Genomic DNA, 17,108 nt, shown 5'->3' on the forward strand with positions numbered 1-17,108 from the left:
CCACAATCCCGCACATCTTCGACTCCCTTGGATCGCCTCACCAAAACGCTAGCACCATCCCGAACACACATCAACTACGAAGAAACAAATATTAAGGATAGGAAAATTTGAGCAACAAGAATCCGGGCGGCGGACGGCGACCCTACATGCGGGTCGTCGCGGGGTCGTGCCGGTTTGCGTATGTGCTCAGGCGCGCGCGCAACCAGTCTTCGCAGCGTAGCGCCAGATCTCGGCCCGGATTCGCGCGTGTTTGTAGGCGTCGAAGACCGCCATCGCGTAGACGAAGATCCCGCCGGCGAACTTGCCGACGAGCGAGACATCCGCCGCGGCGGTCTTCAGCGTGAAACCGCCGAGCAGGAGCATGAAGAACAGGAAGGTCAGCCCGCGGACCGGCTGGCGGTTCAGGACCTGCCCGGTCCCCGGCAGGAGAATCGCCGCGGCGAGCACCAGGTAGGGGTTCACGGGCCTCTGCGATGTCGGGGTCATGCGCTCAGTCGCTCTTCGGAAATCTCGGAATTGAGGATATCCGCCCTGAGCGCGATGAGCGCGTCCAGAAGCGGCATCAGTTGCTCGGGCGGGAATGCAGTCTCGCCCATCTCGGTGTCGCGATAGATCAGGTAGCGGCCGCGATGGGCCTCCTCGGCAAGCCAGACGAGGCGCAGACCCTTCGGCGAGATCATCAGTTCCTTGACGCGTTCGGCGGCGAAGAGGCCGAGGTGGCGGCGCAGCAGCGCCTCGTCGGGCAGGTCCGCAGGCGCGTCGGTGCGGATCGCGCAGTCGGGCGGGAAGCCCTCGGGCGCGGCGATCTGATCGGGCAGGCGGTCGAAATTCGAGAAGGGCTCGACCCCGGTCGGGCGGATCATCAGGTCGAAGGTCGACCGCACCGGCAGCGGTCCGGGCAACGTCACCAGCACCCAGAGCGCCGGCAACTTGCGGAAGGTGAGCGTGTCGGGCACCGCCTGGAGATCGACGGGCAGGCCCCGGAAGCGTCCGCCGAGGCGCGGGAAACCGGTCGGCGCGACGGTGATCCGACTGTCGCCGAGATGCCCGGCGCAGGCGTCGAAGAACTGCGCGCGGGTCGCGGAGCGGCGGCGCCCGGCGCCGCGGCCCCGCCACAGCTGGACCGCGAGCGCGGCGCCGAGACCGGCGGCGAGAAGCCCGAACAGCAGGTTTTCCATCGGCATCCCTCCCGTTGCGACCGGCCCGCCGGCAGGGGCGGGCCGGTCCTTGTCGTCAGTACCCCGCCGGGCGCGGCCACGGCATGGAGAACTGCGCCGCCCGGCTCACGAAGCGGTAGCGCCAGAAGTGGAACCAGAGCGAGACGATGACGTAGAAGCTCACCATCGCCACGAGTTGGGTGCCGTAGCCGAGGAACACCGCGAAGAAGGCCACGCCGCAGAGGCAGAGAAGCACGATCGCGGGGATCGGGTGGAACGGATGCTCGTAGCCGCGCTTGATCGTGTCGAGCGGCCATTTCCGCCGGAACAGGATCACGTTCAGCGGCATGAATGTGTATTCCAGAAGCCCCGAGAGGATCGAGAAGGTGATAACCTGGTCGAGCGGCGCGCCGAGCGCGAAGATCAGCGCGATCGGCACGAGGAAGATGATCGAGCGGTAGGGCGTCCTGTAGGTCGGATGCACCGCGCCGAACCACGACGGCAGGTAGTGGTCGCGGCCCATCGCGAACCAGGCGCGCGAGGCGTCGCAGATGCAGCCGTTGGCCGAGGCGAGCGTGGCGAAGAGCGTGCCGATGCCCAGAAGCACCATCAGGAAGGTCGAGCCCGACAGCCGCGCCGCGTCGAAGAGCGGCACGCCCGCCTGGCCGAGATATTCCCACGGCATCAGGCCGACGCAGACATACCAGGTCAGCGTCGCTGCGATGAGGAGCGTGATGATCCCCGCGAGCGTGCCGAAGGGCAGCGCGCGGGCGGGCGAGCGCACCTCCTCGGCCGCCTGGGTCGTGCCCTCGATGCCGAGGTAGTACCAGAGCCCGAAATGCATCGAGGCGAGCACGCCGAGCCAGCCATAGGGCAGATCGGTCATCAGCTCGGCATGGCGGAGCGGGCTTTCGCCCATGAAGGGCGCGGTGGCGACGAAGAGGATGATGATCGCCGAGAAGGCGATCGCGGTGATCACCAGGCTGAAACTCAGCGTCGCCAGCACGCCGCGGTAGTTGAGCCAGGCGAGGAACATGATCGCGAGGATGATGAAGGGGCGCTGGTCGAGCCCGTCATGCCCGGTCATCACCGCCACGGTATCGACGAGGAAGCCCACCGTGATCGCGTTCGCCGCCTCGAGCATCGTGTAGGCGAAGACGAGGTAGAGCCCGACGTTGAAGGCCATGAGCGGCCCGACGATGTGCTTGGCCTGCGTGTATTGCCCGCCGGCCGCGGCGACGGTGGAGGTGACCTCGCTGTCGATCATCGCGACGCAGGTGTAGAGCACACCCGCGAACCAGCAGGCGATCAGCGCGGCATAGGCGCCGCCCTTCCCGACCGCGAAGTTCCAGCCCATGTATTCGCCGACAAGCACGATGCCGACGCCCAGCGCCCAGACATGGGCGGGGCCGAGCACCCGCAGGAGCCCGACCTTCTCGGGTGTGCTCGCGGCGATGCTTGCGGGGATTTGCGTTGCAGTTTCAACCATGACGCGCCCCTATCCGTGATGCTCTTCGGTCAGGGCCTCGAGCTCGCCTTCCCGCGAGGAGGTGAGAACCTCCTCGGAATAGGTGCTGTCGGTCCTGAGCCAGTCGATGACGATGAAAAGGCCAAAGACCGCCGAAAGCGCCCAGGCCGCGTATTCCATGAGATTCCAGATGTCCATGATGCCCCCTCAGCGTTCACCGAATTTCTCGGAAATCACCTCGCGGAACTCCTTCTCGGAGAAGCGCAGCATGATCGCGTAGTAGCCGACGATCACCACGATCATCAGCACGAGGCTTCCGAGGCTGAAGCTGTAGTCGAACCGCGCCGAGATGATCTCGGCCGCCGAGGCCGCATCGGCATAGCCGAGCTGGCCCCATTTCTCGACCATCGCCGGGGTCTGGCCGAGGCTCTCCCAGTTCGGGTTGTCGACCGGGACGGGCACCTTGCTGCTGCCGGCGAGCCCCATCCAGAGCGGGATGTAGAGCGCGCCGACCGCAAGGACGAGCAGCACGATCACGTCGATGATCTGGCCGACCTTGCTTTGAACCGGGGGGATGTAGCGGGCCATGTGCTCACCTCCTCAGCGCGCGGGCGGCATCGAGGAACTTGATGTCGAGCCCGTACATGAAATCGCGGTCCTGCCGGTAATGCCGGAGCATCGCGAGGATCGCGGCGGTATTGAAAACGAGCAGCGTCGCGCCACCGATCAGCAGCACCGTGCGCGCGCTCCCGCTCGGCGCCAGGGACCAGGTGGCGATCGCGACGAAGACGATGGCCAGCCACAGGCCGATCACGAAAGCCCAGGCCACGAGGACGTCGCGCCTGTGCATTGCGGCTATTCTCCGACTGAGGTCAGACATTCCATTCTCCTGCTGGTGAGTGGCGTCCGCACACCGGGTTGCCGTGCGGATCGCATTCTAGGCAACTTTTTTAAATATGAGGAAACTCCTCCTGCGGCATTCTGTCAAGCGATCATTTCGGGCGGTTCGCGCTGCAGGGACCGGACGGCGGATTTCAGCGTCGGCGGGGCATGCCAGGCGCGATCGGTGGACGACCCCTTGGCGCGACCGCGCGGCGTGGCTAAGAAGGGTGTCCCAACCGACCGGAGGAGCCCCTTGGACACTGCAAGACGCATCGCCGGGACCATCGCGACCGAGATCGGCGCCCGTCCCGAACAGGTCACCGCTGCCGTGACGCTTCTCGACGAGGGCGCGACGGTGCCCTTCGTCGCGCGCTACCGCAAGGAGGTGACGGGCGGGCTCGACGACACCCAGCTCCGGACTCTGGCCGACCGGCTCACCTACCTGCGCGAGCTGGAGGCGCGGCGCGCGGCGATCCTCGACTCGATCAAGTCGCAGGACAAGCTGACCGACGAGCTTGCCGTTTCCATTGCGAAGGCGGTGACCAAGGCCGAGCTCGAGGACATCTACCTGCCCTACAAGCCCAAGCGCCGCACCAAGGCGATGATCGCGCGGGAGAACGGGCTGGAACCCCTGGTCGAGGCGATCCTCGCCGACCGCAAGACCGACCCCGAGGCGCTGGCCGCCGGTTTCGTGACCGAGGCGGTGCCGACCGTGAAGGACGCGCTCGCGGGCGCCCGCGACATCATCGCTGAAGGGCTCGCGGAAAACGCGGGCCTCCTTGGCGGGCTCCGGGACTTCATGCAGAAGGAGGCCGTGGTCAGCGCCAAGGTGATCGCAGGACAGGAGGAGAAGGGCGCCAAGTTCTCCGACTATTTCGACCACCGCGAGTCCTGGGCGACCATCCCCTCGCACCGGGCGCTGGCGCTCTTGCGCGCCTCGAACGAGGGGGTCGTGACGCTCGACATCGGCCCCGAACCCGAGGCAGGCGCGGCCCGCGCCGAGGCGATCGTCGCGGCCGCACTCGACCCGCGCGGCGCCGGAAAGGGCGACGAGTGGCTGCGCGGCGTCGCGGGCTGGACCTGGCGGGTGAAGCTCTCGATGACGATGATGCTCGACCTGCTCGGCAGCTTGCGCGCCCGCGCCCATGAGGAGGCGATCCAGGTCTTCGCCCGCAATCTCAAGGACCTGCTGCTCGCCGCCCCGGCCGGGCCGCGCGCGACGCTCGGCCTCGATCCCGGCATCCGCACCGGGGTCAAGGCCGCCGTCGTCGATGCGACCGGCAAGCTCGTCGCGACCGAGACGCTCTATCCGTTCCAGCCGAAGAACGACCTGCGCGGCGCGCAAGCCGCGATCTTCCAGCTCATCGCGAACCACGGCGTCGAGCTCATCGCCATCGGCAACGGCACCGCGAGCCGCGAGACCGAGCGGCTGGTGGCCGAGACGCTGAAGCTCTTGCCGAAGGGCGTGAAGGCGCCCACCAAGGTCGTCGTCTCCGAGGCCGGCGCCTCGGTCTATTCGGCCTCCGAACTGGCGGCGCGGGAGTTCCCCGATCTCGACGTCTCCTTGCGCGGCGCGGTCTCGATCGCGCGGCGGCTGCAGGACCCGCTCGCGGAACTGGTGAAGATCGAGCCGAAGTCGATCGGCGTCGGCCAGTACCAGCACGATGTCGACCAGCACCGGCTGTCGCGCGCACTCGAAGCCGTGGTGGAGGATGCGGTGAACGCGGTGGGCGTCGATCTCAACACCGCCTCGGCGCCACTTCTGGCCCATGTCTCCGGCCTCGGCCCCGGCCTCGCCGAGGCGATCGTGGCGCATCGTGACGCCAAGGGCGCCTTCCGCTCGCGCAAGGACCTTCTCGACGTCACCCGCCTCGGCCCCCGCGCCTTCGAGCAATGCGCGGGCTTTCTCAGGATCCGCGAAGGCGCCGAGCCGCTCGACGCCTCCGCCGTCCACCCCGAGGCCTACGACGTCGCCCGCCGCATCGTGAAGGCCTGCGGCCGCGACCTGCGGGCGCTGATGGGCGACACGGCGGCGCTGCGCCGGCTCCGGGCCGAGGAGTTCGTCGATGGGAAATTCGGCCTGCCGACGGTGCGCGACATCCTCGCGGAACTGGAAAAGCCCGGCCGCGATCCGCGCCCGAGCTTCGTCACAGCGAGTTTCGCCGACGGGGTCGAGGACATCAAGGACCTGAAGCCCGGCATGGTGCTGGAGGGCACAGTCACGAACGTCGCCGCCTTCGGCGCCTTCGTCGATATCGGCGTGCACCAGGACGGCCTCGTCCATGTCAGCCAGCTCGCCGACCGCTTCGTGAAGGATCCGCACGAGGTGGTGAAGGCGGGCGACGTCGTGAAGGTGAGGGTGACCGAGGTCGACGTGGCGCGCAAGCGCATCGGGCTCACCATGCGCAAGGACGGCGGCAACTCTGCGCGCGAGGACGGTGCGGCGCGCGGGGCGCGGCCCGGCGGCCCGGCGGCATTGCCCCCGAAGTGGCCGACGAGCGCTGGCCCCAAGGGCGCGCCCTCCGGTGCTTCCTCGACCGGCGCGCTCGGCGCGGCCCTTCTCGACGCGATGCGCAAGCGCTGAGTGCGCACCGCTTGCCATCAGGCCTCGGCTCGGTCAGGCTTCTGCCGAAACTGATCGAACCATCGCGACAGGCCGGGTTCGGGAGCCTCCCCTCCCCCTCGTGGGGAGGGGATGGGGGTGGGGGGCGCCGCCCGGCTGTCAGCCCCCCTCCCTCTCCCTCCCCCACGAGGGGGGGAGGGAAGCGCCCGGCCCCGTCCGATCCGACCCGGTCTGATCCGCATTTGACGAGCACCGGCGCCGGGAACCATGTCCTTCATCATCGACAATCAGCTCCTCCTCCTGGCCCTCTGCTTCGGCGCCGGGCTCGCGGCGGTGCTGCCGCTCTTCCGTCATGGCGCCGAGGCCCGGGCCTGGAAGGTCGCCGACCTGATCTGGGTCCTGCTCGGCGGCATCGGGGCGCTTGCCGCCGTTCTGGCAGAGGTCTACACCGCCGACAGTTCCCGGCTCGACCGCCAGATCGACATCGCCTATGCCACGACCCGTGCCTTCGACCGTGACGCGGCGCGGTTCCGGCTGGTACACTGCGAGGGCGACCGCCATCCCGGCCCGTTCCAGCCCCATGTCCGCGCGCTCTGCAACAAGGTCGAGTTCCTCTCCGCCTCGACCGCCGAGAACCGCGGCCTGCCGCTCTTTCTCGAGGTCACCCAGACCACCGTGCCACTCTCGGCGCTGCGCTTCCTCTTCGGTGATCCGCGCGAGGCGGACAGCCCTGGAGGCATGAGCCAGGACGCGATGCGGGCCGAGGCCGAACAGTTCGATCCGGCGACTTTCCTCGCCTTCGCCGCCCATGACGAGACGACCCAGGCGGCGCTCGAGGCGCTCGATGGCAATTCCGATCTCGTCGCGATCGGCGCGGAATACCGGGTGATCGCGAGCGCCTATGAGGAGCTGATCGAGCAGCTGAGGCGGCTCAAGGCGGAATGGGAGTTCCTGCAGGAGAACTCGCAGATCCTGACGCTGCAGGTGATCGCGCTCTGCCTCGTCGCCTTCGCCGCGCCGTTCCGGCTCGGCCGCTCGGTCGCGGCGCTGCTCTGAGCGTCAGACCGGCGCCCAGGACTGCGGCACGGTCGCGTGGAAACTGTCGCGGCCCGCGAGCGCCCGGACGATCGACCAAAGGTGCGGCCGCCCGGCCCAGTAGGGGCCGCCGCGCGCCTCCGACCAGAGCAGCAGACAGGCCGCAGCCACGCCGGGCAGCGTGATGCCCGGCCGCAGCACGCCTTTGGCGGCGCGCGCCTCGAGCCAGTCAAGCGTGCGAGCGAAGCGTTCGAGGTTGCGCGCGGCGGGATCGAAGCCGACGTGGTTCTCGGCCACCGGACGCAGGCCGCTCCAGTCCTGGTAGAAGGCGGCGGCGAGCGCGTCGCCCGCCTGCAATGTCGTCAGGAGCATCTGCCGTTCGGCACCGGGGCGGTAGCCCTCATCGGGCCAGCCAGCCATCTCCCAGAGCCGTTCGAGGATCATGAAGGTCGGAAACACCGCCTCGTCGCCAAAGAGCAGCGCCGGGACTTGTCCGAGCGGATTGAGCGCGAAGAGTTCCACCGGGGGCGGAAAGCGCCATTCCACCGGCTTCACGGCAAGCCCCCACTCGGCGATCAGGACGCGGCCCATGCGCGCGAAGGGCGATCCCGGGAAATAGGCCAGTTCCGCGCGCATCCTTCCCCCATCTGTCGTGCCTTGAAGACTATTCTTGCAGCCTTTCGAGGTAATCTGCCAGCGCGACGAGGTTCACAGGGGTCGGTGTCAGCACGCCCTCGCCGGTGTCGACCATGACGAGCGGACCTTCCTGTAGCGCCACGCCCAGTTCCGGCATCGCCGAGGAGCGGTCGCCGCGCCGCGTGTAGCCGTCGATCACCGACATCACTCGCACCTTCGGGAAGGTGCCGCCGTTGCGCGCGGCGATCGTCGTCAGATCGGCCGGCTTCTTGCCGAGCCCCTTTGCCGCCGGCCCGTCGCCCTTGCCGCCCGCGCCATGGCACGATGCGCAATAATCCGCATAAAGAGCCCGACCCGAAACCTGCTGCTCAGGCGCGCAGGCCAGAAGCGCAGCCCCTGCCGCGAGAAATGCCACTGCCGTCCGGATCATGCTGCCCTCCTGCCCGTTTTGCGCCACTCTGCCCTGCCAGCACGCCGCCCGCAACCGGGTCAGGGCGTTACCTGGATCGCGGCGAGGTAATCGACCACCGCGAGCACCCGCTCCGAGGTGATGACCGGCGTGCCGTCGCGCGCATCGGCGACCGAGGTATCGCCGGTGAAGACCGCGCCGAAGACCGGCATCGGATCGCCATGCCCCCGGAGCCCGGTGCGGCCATCGACGATATGGATCACCTTCAGCCAGGGGAATGCACCGCCATTGCGCGCCGAGATCGTCGTGAGGTCCGGAACCTCGACCGTGAGGATCTCGGACATCGGCCCGCCGCCCTTCGCCTCGGCGCCGTGGCACGAGGCGCAGGAGCCGTGGAAGGTGTCGCGCCCGAGGGCGGTGTCGTCCGCGGCCATGACCGGGCTCGCGGCAAGGAGGATCAAAAGAGCAAGGGCGCGCATCGGCAATCTCCGTCTGGTTCAGGCCCATCCTGAGGGCTGGCGCGCGTCCTGCGCCTTGATCCGGATCAGTTTTAGCCGCAAAGCCCGAGCACGAGGTTCCAGAGCGGCTCCGGCACCTCGGCGCTGTCCTTGCCCTTGACCCGGGCGCCGGGCAGCCGCGCACCCTCGTCGGCGGCGACAGCCTCGGCGAGCCGGGCGAAGCGGGCCGCGAAATCCGGCGACAGCGCCGGGTCGATCATGAGGTAGAACTGGCCGAGATCATGCGGCGGCCCCTCGGGCGCCTTCAGCGGCTTCACGTCGACCGAGTTGACGCCGCCGGTCATGCCCGCGGCCAGAATCTCCGCCATCAGGCCAAAGCCCCAGCCCTTGTGACCGCCCGCCGAGACCAGCGCGCCGCCCAGTGCAGCGGCCGGATCGGTCGTTGGATTGCCCTCGGCATCGACGGCCCAGCCGAGCGGGATCTTTTCGCCCGCCGCCTTGGCCATGGTGATCTTGCCAAGCGCCACGGCCGAGGTCGAGAAGTCGAACTGCATCGCGATCCCGCCCTTCCCGTCGGGAACCGAGCAGGCGATCGGGTTCGTGCCGATGACCCGAGCCTTGCCGCCCGGCGGGGCGACGATCGGCGAGGCATTGGTGAAGCCGATCGCGATCAGCCCGGCCTGCGCCAGCTGCTCGGTGAAATAGCCAAGCGAGGTACAGGTATGGGCATGCCCCACCGCGAGCGAGGCGGTGCCGCAGTCCCGCGCCGCCGCCAGCGCCTCGGGCAAGGCCCGCGCGAAAGCGGTCTGGGCAAAGCCGAACCGCGCATCGACCCGGACCGCGCCGGGACGCGGTCGCGTCACGACCGGCTCCACGTCGCCCTTAACGCGCCCGCTTGCAAGCTGCTGGCAGTAGCTCTCGAGATAGTAGAGCCCGCAGATCACGTTGCCGGTGGCCTCGGCGCGGCCGACCGCGCGGGCAACCTCGGCGGCGACCCAATCGGCGGCGCCGTGGCGGACCAGCGCGTCCGTCGTGCGCGCCTCGATCTCGGCGATGGTAATGGTCGGCATTGTCGTTCTCCCTTGTCCCGCGGCCCCGCTCAGGCGAGGTGGCCCGCCTCGAGCCGCAGCACACGGTCCATGCGCGCGGCGAGTTCCAGATTGTGCGTGGCGATCAGCGCCGAAAGCCCGGTCTCGCGGACAAGCTCCATCAGCGTGTCGAAGACCTGGTCGGCGGTGGCCGGGTCGAGGTTGCCGGTGGGCTCGTCGGCCAGAAGGAGCTTCGGCTGGTTGGCGAGCGCCCGGCAAAAGGCCACGCGCTGCTGCTCGCCGCCCGACAGCTCGGCCGGCCGGTGCTTCGCCCGCGCCGCGATCCCGACGCGCGCCAGAAGATCGCGCGCCCGCGCCTCGGCTCCCACCTTGGCGGTGCCGTTGGCGAGCTGCGGCAGGACGATGTTCTCCTCGGCGGTGAATTCCGGCAGGAGGTGGTGGAACTGGTAGACGAAGCCCACGTCCTGCCGCCGCGCAGCCGTGCGGGCCCGGTCGGAGAGCCCGGTCATCACCTTGCCGCCGATCGACACCGTTCCGGTATCGGCGGTATCGAGAAGCCCCGCGATGTGCAGGAGCGTCGACTTGCCCGCCCCCGACGGCGCCACCAGCGCCACGACCTCGCCACGCCCGACCGTCAGGTCGAGCCCGTTCAGGACCCTTACCTCGCCCGGCGTGCCCCTGAGATAGGTCTTCTCGATACCCTGGAGGGCCAGCACCGCCTCACTCATAGCGCAGCGCCTCCACCGGGTTCATCCGCGCGGCCCGCCGCGCCGGGAAGATCGTGACAAGGAACGACAGCAGCAGCGACAGCCCGACCGCACGCCCCAGGTCCCAGGCGCGAAGCTCGGCCGGAAGCCGGTAGATCCCGCGGATCGAGGGGTCCCAGGCACCGCCGCCGGTCATCCAATTGATCGCCGACATGATCGCATCGATGTTGAGCGCGATGACGCAGCCAAGGACCACGCCCGCCAGCGTTCCGATCACGCCGGTGAACGCGCCGCAGAGGAAGAAGACCCGCAACACCGAGCCCTCGGTCAGGCCCATGGTCCTGAGGATGCCGATGTCGCGGCCCTTGTTCTTCACCAGCATCACGAGGCCCGAGGTGATGTTCAGCGCCGCGATCATCACCACCAGCGCGAGGATCAGGAACATCACGTCATCCTCGATGTCGAGCGCGTTGAGGAACGCCCCCGAGGAATCGCGCCAGGTCCAGAGGATGGTGCCGTCGCCGCCGGCCTCGTAGAGCGCCGGGCCATAGCTGTCGATCGCCTCGGGATCGGCGACATAGACCTCGATCTCGTCTGCCCCGGCCTCGCGGTTGAAGAAGCTCTGCGCCTCCTCGTAGGGCAGGTAGATCCTTGTGCGGTCGATGTCCCAGCGCCCGGCCGAGAAGATATAGACGACCTCGTAGGCATTGACGCGTGGGCTCGTGCCGAAGGCGGTCTTCGCCCCGCTCGGCTGAATGAGCTTCACCCGGTCGCCGATGCCGACCCCGAGATCGCGGGCGATCCCGACGCCGATCGCCATGCCCTCGCCGAACCGCTCGATTTCACCGAGCGCCTCGTCCGAGCCCGCGACCCGTGGGATGGTCTTCAGATCGTCGAGCGAAATGCCGTAGACCTCGGCGACGTTGGACCGGTCGTTGAGCGTCACCATCGCCTGGCCGCGGATGATCGGCGCGGCGCGGGTGACGCCGGGGATGGCGCGAACCGCCTCGGCCAGCCGCTCGGCCTCGGGGATCGCCCGGCTGGATACGCCGTTCTCATCGACCCAGGTCGCGCGGCTCACCGCGACATGGGCGTTCGAACCGAGGATGGTGTCAACGAACTCGGTCCGGAAACCGGCCCTGACCGCCAGCGTCACGATCAGCGCCATCACGCCGAGCGCGATGCCGATGAGGCTGATCCAGGTCATGACGCTCACGCCCCCCTCTGCGCGGCGCGCGCGCAGGTAGCGCCAGGCGATCATGAATTCGAAGGCGGAAAACGGCGCGGTCGCCAAGGTCTGCTCCCTCTCTGGTCGGGCGGACACATGCGCCGAATGGCGCGCCGGGTCAAGGCGCGGAAGCCCGCCGCCCCGGCAACCGCTCACCGGAACGTGATGCCCGCGCGCGTTGCCCCCCTGCCCCCGCGCCCCGCATCATTCGCGCGCACGAACAACGGGAGGACGACATGACACGGATCACCCTTTCGCTCGCTGCGGCGCTCGCGCTCTCGACATCCGCGTTTGCCCAGGAAGCGACCCGCGCGATCGAGAACGTCGCGGGCGACGTCTACCGGTTCCAGAACAACTTCCACTACTCGCTGGTCGTGGCGACCGGCGAGGGCACCGTCGTGGTCGACCCGATCGACGCCGAGGCCGCGACCTGGCTGAAGGAGAACCTGGCCCAGGTCACCGACCAGCCGGTCACCCACCTCATTTATTCGCATTCCCACGCCGACCACGCCTCGGGCGGGGCGGTCTACGAGGGCGCCCATGTGATCGCGCACGAAAACGCGCCCGCCGAGATCGACGGCGTCACCCCGACCGAACGCTTCGCCGACACGCACAGCTTCGAGCTTGGCGGCAAGACCTTCGAGCTCACCTACCTCGGCCCCGGCCACGGCGAGGACATGATCGCGGTGTTGGTGCGGCCCGAGAACGTCGGCTTCATCGTCGATGTGTCCTCGCCCGAACGGCTGCCCTACCAGACCTTCGGTGCCGCCAATATCGACGACTGGACCCAACAGATCGCCAAGGCCGAGAGCCTCGATTTCGAGACCTTCGCGCCCGGTCACGGCCGGATCGGCACTCATGCCGATCTCGCGCCGACCCGCATCTATATCGAGGAACTGCGCGCGGCGGTGCTCGACGGGCTCAAGGCCGGCAAGTCGGTCGCCGACCTTCAGGCCGAGGTGACGATGGACGCCTATTCCGGCTGGGGCCAGTATGCCGACTGGCGGCCGATGAATATCGAGGGGATGGCCACCTACCTCACCGAGGCGGGGCTCGCGAACTGACCGCTAGTCGAGGCGCCGGCGCCGGAAAGGCGAGAGGATCAGCGACAGGAGCCCCGCCACCGCCGCCCAGCCTCCGGCAAAGCCCGCCCCGGCCGTCGCCAGACCGGCGGTCGTCACCGGCATCGCCGGCTTGAAATCCGCCAAGGTCGCCTCCAGCAGGTCGCGATCGGCGAAGCGGTGCGGCAGGAGCACCCGCTCGAATGGCCCGGCGACGCGCAGGAGCGCGAGGTCGGACGACAGCCGGTCGTGGCGCGCGAAGGCGCGGCGCATGTCCTCCTGCCGGTAGCCGAGGAACTCGGTTCCGGACATGGTCGCCAGCGCCTCGTCGCGGCTCAACCCCGCCTTCTCGGCGGAGGCGTCGAATTCCGCCGTGATCTGACCGAGGGCGTCGACCTGCCCGCCGAGCCGCTGCAGGTATTGCTGCGAAAACTCGGGGAACTGCGACAGCGCCGCCGCACCGGCGAGCGCGCCCGTGAAACTTAGAACCTTGAGCACCGATTGGCCTCCTGCCCCAGCTCCTCTCTAGCGGGTTTCGCGGCCCGAGAGAAGCGCCGCGACTGGCGCGCGAAGCGCGCGGCCCACGGCCCGCGTCGCCTCGGCGTCGAGATGGACGCCATCGAGCACCGAGGCCCGCGCCACGGTCCCCGCATCGAACCAGGGCAGCGCATGGGCCTCGGCCACCCGCTGCACGACCTCGGCATAGGCCTCGGAGGCCGCGATCTTGGAGGGCGTGACATCGGGATCGGCACAGGCGACCATCGCCGGCGGCGCGACGAGCAGCACGTCCGGACGGTGCGGCGCGGGCAGCCGGTAGGCATGGTGGTGGATCACCTCGACGACCCGCATCAGCCCGTCCCAGACCCTCCAGATCGGATGGTCTTCCCAGATATCGTTGCTTCCGAGCATGACCACGACCGCGTCGAGCGGCGCGTGGCTGTGCAATAGCACGGGCAGGACCCGCGCGCCGTTCGTGTCGCAGGACGCGGATTGCCGGTCGTAGGCCGTGGTACGGCCCCGAAGCCCCTCGGCGGCGACCCTGACGCCCTCGAGCCCGGCCGCCAGAACGTTCGGCCAGCGATCCTCCGCCGCGTGACGGCCAAGACCATCGGGACGCGACCCCCAGGTCAGGCTGTCGCCGAAGGCCATGATCTCGGCCACGGGTCAGACGCCCTTGTAGAGGGCGGCGATCCGGTCGACCGCGGCGAGCACGCTCATCTCCTCGCTCTCTCCGGTGCGGCGCGAGGTGACCTCGACCTTGCCGGCGGCGAGGCCGCGCGGGCCGACGGTGATCCGCCACGGCAGGCCGATCAGGTCCATCGTCGCGAACTTGGCGCCCGCCCGCTCGTCGCGGTCGTCATAGAGCGGCTCGAGCCCCTTCGCGGTCAGCGCGCCGTAGATCTCGGCGCAGGCCGCGTCGGTCGCCGCATCACCCTGCTTGAGGTTGACGATGCCGCAGTGGAAGGGCGTGACACCCTCGGGCCAGATGATGCCCTTCTCGTCGTGGGAGGCCTCGATGATCGCGCCGACAAGCCGCGAGACGCCGATCCCGTGCGAGCCCATGTGGACCGGCACCCGCTCGCCCTTGTCGTTGACCACCATGGCACCCATCGGCTCGGAATACTTGGTGCCGAAGTAGAAGATCTGGCCGACCTCGATGCCGCGCGCCACCCGGCGGCGCTCTTCGGGTATCTGGTTGAACACCGCCTCGTCATGGGTCTCGTCGGTGCGGGCATAGCGCGAGGTGAACTCCTCCAGCACCCCGCGGCAGGCGGCGTGATCGTCGTAGTCGATCTCGCGGTCGCCGAACTTCAGGTCGGTGATGGCGCTGTCGTAGAAGACCTCGCTTTCGCCGGTCGCGGCGAGGACTAGGAATTCATGGGTGTCGTCGCCGCCGATCGGACCGGAGTCGGCGCGCATCGGGATCGCCTGGAGCCCCATCCGCTCGTAGGTGCGGAGATAGCTGACGAGATGGCGGTTGTAGGCGTGGAGCGCGTCTTCCTTGGTCAGGTCGAAATTGTAGCCGTCCTTCATGTAGAACTCGCGGCCGCGCATGACGCCGAACCGGGGGCGGATCTCGTCGCGGAACTTCCACTGGACGTGGTAGAGCGTCAGCGGCAGGTCCTTGTAGGAGCCGACATGGGCGCGGAAGATGTCGGTGATCATCTCCTCGTTCGTCGGCCCGTAGAGCATGTCGCGCTTGTGGCGGTCAGTGATGCGCAGCATCTCCTCGCCGTAATCGTCGTAGCGCCCGGACTCGCGCCAGAGATCGGCGGGCTGGAGCGTCGGCATCAGCATCGGGATATGGCCGGCGCGGATCTGTTCCTGGTGCACGATCTCCTCGATGCGCTTCAGGACCCGGAAACCCATCGGCAGCCAGGAATAGATCCCGGCGGCCTGCTGCTTGATCATGCCCGCGCGCAGCATGTAGCGGTGGCTGACGATCTGCGCGTCGGCGGGGTTTTCCTTGAGGACGGGCAGGAAATAGCGGGAAAGACGCATCGGGGTCTCGATCCTTGGAAGTCGTTCGTCCCCGCTTATGCGAAAGACCGGCATCAGGCAAGCCGGCGGCAGCGTCGTGATCCGGCGGAGGCCCGTTGCGGGCCACTGTCTCCCCTCGCCCGCCGCGCGTTCCGCGCGTCGGCTCAGGTGCCTCCGGCGGGGATATTTCCGGCAAGGCGAAACCGCGGTCGCACTTTCATCTTGCACCAAGAGTCCCCGCCGGAGACATATCCGAGCCCCCTGCGGCAGCAGGGGGCGAGAGATCTCATGGCGCCCGGAACGGGCGCCGCCTTTGAGAAAGACTCAGCCGGTCAGAAGCGCGCGGGCGGCATCGCGGGCGGCGTCGGTAACATTCTCGCCCGCAAGCATCCGTGCCAGTTCTCCGACCCGCTCCGCCGGAGCCAGCGGCACGACCGTCGATGTCGTCATCCCCGCCGCGACGCGCTTTTCCACCCGCCAGTGATGGGCGCCGCGCGCGGCGACCTGGGGGCTGTGGGTCACGACCAGGATCTGCGCCGTCTCCGCAAGCCGCGCGAGCCGACGACCCACCGCATCTGCGGTCGCGCCGCCCACGCCGCGGTCGATCTCGTCGAAGATCATCGTCAGCGCCTCGCCACCCCGCGCAAGCACGACCTTGAGCGCAAGCAGGAAACGCGATAGCTCACCCCCCGAGGCGATCCGGTTCAGAGGGCCGGCCGGCGCTCCGGGATTGGTCGCGACAGTGAAGGCGACCTGGTCGCGACCCTCCGGCCCCGCCTCGCCCGGAGTGATCTCCGTGGCGAAATGGGCGCGCTCCATCTTCAAGGGCGCAAGCTCCGCCGCCACGCCCGCGTCGAGCCGCCCGGCCGCCTCGCGCCGGGCCTCGCCCAACGCCGCCGCAGCAGCATCATAGGCGGCATCCGCCGCCACCAACGCTTCGGTGAGGCTGCGGATGTTCTCGGCCCCGCCATCGACGGCCGCAAGCCGGCCGCGCAGCTCCTCCGCGAAACTGCCAAGGTCGTCGGCGAGCACCCCGTGCTTGCGCGCGAGCCCGCGGATCGCGAACAGCCGCTCCTCGACCGCCTCGATCTCGCGGGGGTCGAAGCTCAGCGCCTCGAGACAGGTCTCGGCCGCCTGCGCCGCCTCGCCGAGTTCCGTCAGGGCCCGCTCCAAAGCCGCGATCGCGCCGTCGAGCCGCCCTTCGGCCTTGTCCGCCGCGCCATCGAGCCAGCGACCCGCATCGGCCATCAGCCCTTCGGCCCCGTCCGAACCGAGCGCCTGCACCGCGCGCGCGATGTCGTCGCGGATCCGCGCCGCGGCCTGCATCGTCCTGCGCCGGCTGTCGAGCTCGGCCTCCTCGCCCGGCACCGGGTCGAGCGCGTCCAGTTCGGCCACCGCATGGCGCAGGAAATCTTCCTCGGCGCGCATCGCGACAAGGTCGGCCTCGGCCGTCTCCAGGGCCCGGCGCGCGGCGGCGCGCGCGGCCCAGGCGCGGCGCACCGGCCCGAGGTCCGCGCCGGCAAAGGCATCGAGAAGCTGGCGGTGCCCGCGCGGGTTCAAGAGCCCGCGGTCGTCATGCTGGCCGTGAAGCTCGATCAGCGTGTCCGAGAGCGCCCGCAGGACCTCGCCCGAGGTCCGGCGGTCGTTGACATAGGCGGTCTTGCGCCCGTCGGCAGCGTTCACCCGGCGCAGGATCAGCTCATCCTCGGCAGCGAGCCCCGCCTCGGTCAGGATCGCGCGGGCCGCATGGCCTTCGGGCAGGTCGAAAACGGCCGTCACCTCGCCCTGCGCGGCACCCGTGCGCACCAGTTCGGCCCTGCCGCGCCAGCCGAGCACGAAACCGAGGCAGTCGAGGAGGATCGACTTGCCAGCCCCCGTCTCGCCGGTGAGCACATTGAGACCCGGCTGGAAATCCAGTTCCAGCCGTTCGATGATCAGCATGTCGCGGATTTGCAGCGACCTGAGCATGCCCGC

General features: G+C 69.0%; 19 protein-coding genes. 3 read left to right on the forward strand and 16 right to left on the reverse strand.

The annotated features are described in order from the left end of the window. Positions 1–186 precede the first annotated feature (186 nt). Genes R5H32_RS10615 through R5H32_RS10640 form a run of 6 tightly spaced genes read right to left on the reverse strand, consistent with a single transcriptional unit; the run spans position 187 to position 3,505 of the window. Positions 187–486, reverse strand: coding sequence for a hypothetical protein (locus tag R5H32_RS10615; protein WP_318338659.1), 300 nt, complete (start codon positions 484–486; stop codon positions 187–189). After that, positions 483–1,178, reverse strand: coding sequence for a hypothetical protein (locus tag R5H32_RS10620; RefSeq protein WP_318338660.1), 696 nt, complete (start codon positions 1,176–1,178; stop codon positions 483–485). The genes R5H32_RS10615 and R5H32_RS10620 overlap by 4 nt, the downstream gene beginning before the upstream one ends. Before the next feature lie 55 nt (positions 1,179–1,233). After that, positions 1,234–2,646, reverse strand: coding sequence for an APC family permease (locus R5H32_RS10625; RefSeq protein ID WP_318338661.1), 1,413 nt, complete (start codon positions 2,644–2,646; stop codon positions 1,234–1,236). 9 nt (positions 2,647–2,655) lie between these two features. Beyond that, positions 2,656–2,823 carry a hypothetical protein gene (locus R5H32_RS10630; protein WP_318338662.1) on the reverse strand — a complete coding sequence of 56 codons (168 nt, stop codon included), beginning with the start codon at positions 2,821–2,823 and terminating at the stop codon, positions 2,656–2,658. 9 nt (positions 2,824–2,832) lie between these two features. Further along, positions 2,833–3,213, reverse strand: a complete 381-nt coding sequence (locus R5H32_RS10635) for a hypothetical protein (RefSeq protein ID WP_318338663.1) — start codon at positions 3,211–3,213, stop codon at positions 2,833–2,835. 4 nt (positions 3,214–3,217) lie between these two features. Next, complete coding sequence (locus R5H32_RS10640; protein ID WP_318338664.1) at positions 3,218–3,505, reverse strand: hypothetical protein; 288 nt, start codon at positions 3,503–3,505, stop codon at positions 3,218–3,220. 255 nt (positions 3,506–3,760) lie between these two features. Here R5H32_RS10640 and R5H32_RS10645 point away from each other — a divergent pair, with 255 nt between their 5' ends. Together R5H32_RS10645 and R5H32_RS10650 are read left to right on the forward strand one after the other, a co-directional pair. After that, positions 3,761–6,091 (forward strand): Tex family protein, encoded by a 2,331-nt coding sequence (locus R5H32_RS10645; protein WP_318338665.1) that lies wholly within the window; start codon positions 3,761–3,763, stop codon positions 6,089–6,091. A 246-nt stretch (positions 6,092–6,337) separates the two neighbouring features. After that, a complete protein-coding gene (locus tag R5H32_RS10650; protein WP_318338666.1) occupies positions 6,338–7,126 on the forward strand; it encodes a hypothetical protein in 789 nt (262 codons plus the stop codon). A 3-nt stretch (positions 7,127–7,129) separates the two neighbouring features. Here the strand turns inward: R5H32_RS10650 and R5H32_RS10655 are convergent, their stop codons facing one another. The 6 genes from R5H32_RS10655 to R5H32_RS10680 form a co-directional block, all read right to left on the reverse strand. Next, positions 7,130–7,741, reverse strand: a complete 612-nt coding sequence (locus tag R5H32_RS10655) for a glutathione S-transferase (protein WP_318338667.1) — start codon at positions 7,739–7,741, stop codon at positions 7,130–7,132. A gap of 28 nt (positions 7,742–7,769) precedes the next feature. Beyond that, positions 7,770–8,171 (reverse strand): cytochrome c, encoded by a 402-nt coding sequence (locus R5H32_RS10660; protein WP_318338668.1) that lies wholly within the window; start codon positions 8,169–8,171, stop codon positions 7,770–7,772. 59 nt (positions 8,172–8,230) lie between these two features. Next, entirely contained in the window at positions 8,231–8,629 is a 399-nt protein-coding gene (locus R5H32_RS10665; protein WP_318338669.1) for a cytochrome c, read from the reverse strand. A gap of 71 nt (positions 8,630–8,700) precedes the next feature. Continuing rightward, positions 8,701–9,678: an Ldh family oxidoreductase gene (locus R5H32_RS10670; protein ID WP_318338670.1), complete on the reverse strand. Its 978-nt coding sequence runs from the start codon at positions 9,676–9,678 to the stop codon at positions 8,701–8,703. A 29-nt stretch (positions 9,679–9,707) separates the two neighbouring features. Beyond that, a complete protein-coding gene (locus R5H32_RS10675) occupies positions 9,708–10,385 on the reverse strand; it encodes an ABC transporter ATP-binding protein (protein ID WP_318338671.1) in 678 nt (225 codons plus the stop codon). Continuing rightward, entirely contained in the window at positions 10,378–11,625 is a 1,248-nt protein-coding gene (locus R5H32_RS10680) for a lipoprotein-releasing ABC transporter permease subunit (RefSeq protein ID WP_318338895.1), read from the reverse strand. Before R5H32_RS10680 ends, R5H32_RS10675 begins: the two co-directional genes overlap by 8 nt. 203 nt (positions 11,626–11,828) lie before the next feature. Here R5H32_RS10680 and R5H32_RS10685 point away from each other — a divergent pair, with 203 nt between their 5' ends. Further along, positions 11,829–12,656 (forward strand): MBL fold metallo-hydrolase, encoded by an 828-nt coding sequence (locus tag R5H32_RS10685; RefSeq protein ID WP_318338672.1) that lies wholly within the window; start codon positions 11,829–11,831, stop codon positions 12,654–12,656. 3 nt (positions 12,657–12,659) lie between these two features. On the opposite strand, the gene R5H32_RS10690 is transcribed toward R5H32_RS10685, so the two are convergent. From R5H32_RS10690 to recN, 4 genes are all read right to left on the reverse strand, one after another. Beyond that, positions 12,660–13,151, reverse strand: a complete 492-nt coding sequence (locus tag R5H32_RS10690; protein ID WP_318338673.1) for a DUF2937 family protein — start codon at positions 13,149–13,151, stop codon at positions 12,660–12,662. Between the two features lie 27 nt (positions 13,152–13,178). Beyond that, positions 13,179–13,814: a GDSL-type esterase/lipase family protein gene (locus R5H32_RS10695; protein WP_318338674.1), complete on the reverse strand. Its 636-nt coding sequence runs from the start codon at positions 13,812–13,814 to the stop codon at positions 13,179–13,181. A 3-nt stretch (positions 13,815–13,817) separates the two neighbouring features. Beyond that, positions 13,818–15,155: a proline--tRNA ligase gene (gene proS, locus R5H32_RS10700; protein ID WP_318338675.1), complete on the reverse strand. Its 1,338-nt coding sequence runs from the start codon at positions 15,153–15,155 to the stop codon at positions 13,818–13,820. Positions 15,156–15,458: 303 nt separating this feature from the next. Further along, positions 15,459–17,102, reverse strand: a complete 1,644-nt coding sequence (recN, locus tag R5H32_RS10705) for a DNA repair protein RecN (protein ID WP_318338676.1) — start codon at positions 17,100–17,102, stop codon at positions 15,459–15,461. Between the last annotated feature and the right edge of the window lie 6 nt (positions 17,103–17,108).

It is taken from the genome of Defluviimonas sp. D31 (assembly GCF_033436765.1).
GTDB lineage: Bacteria > Pseudomonadota > Alphaproteobacteria > Rhodobacterales > Rhodobacteraceae > Albidovulum.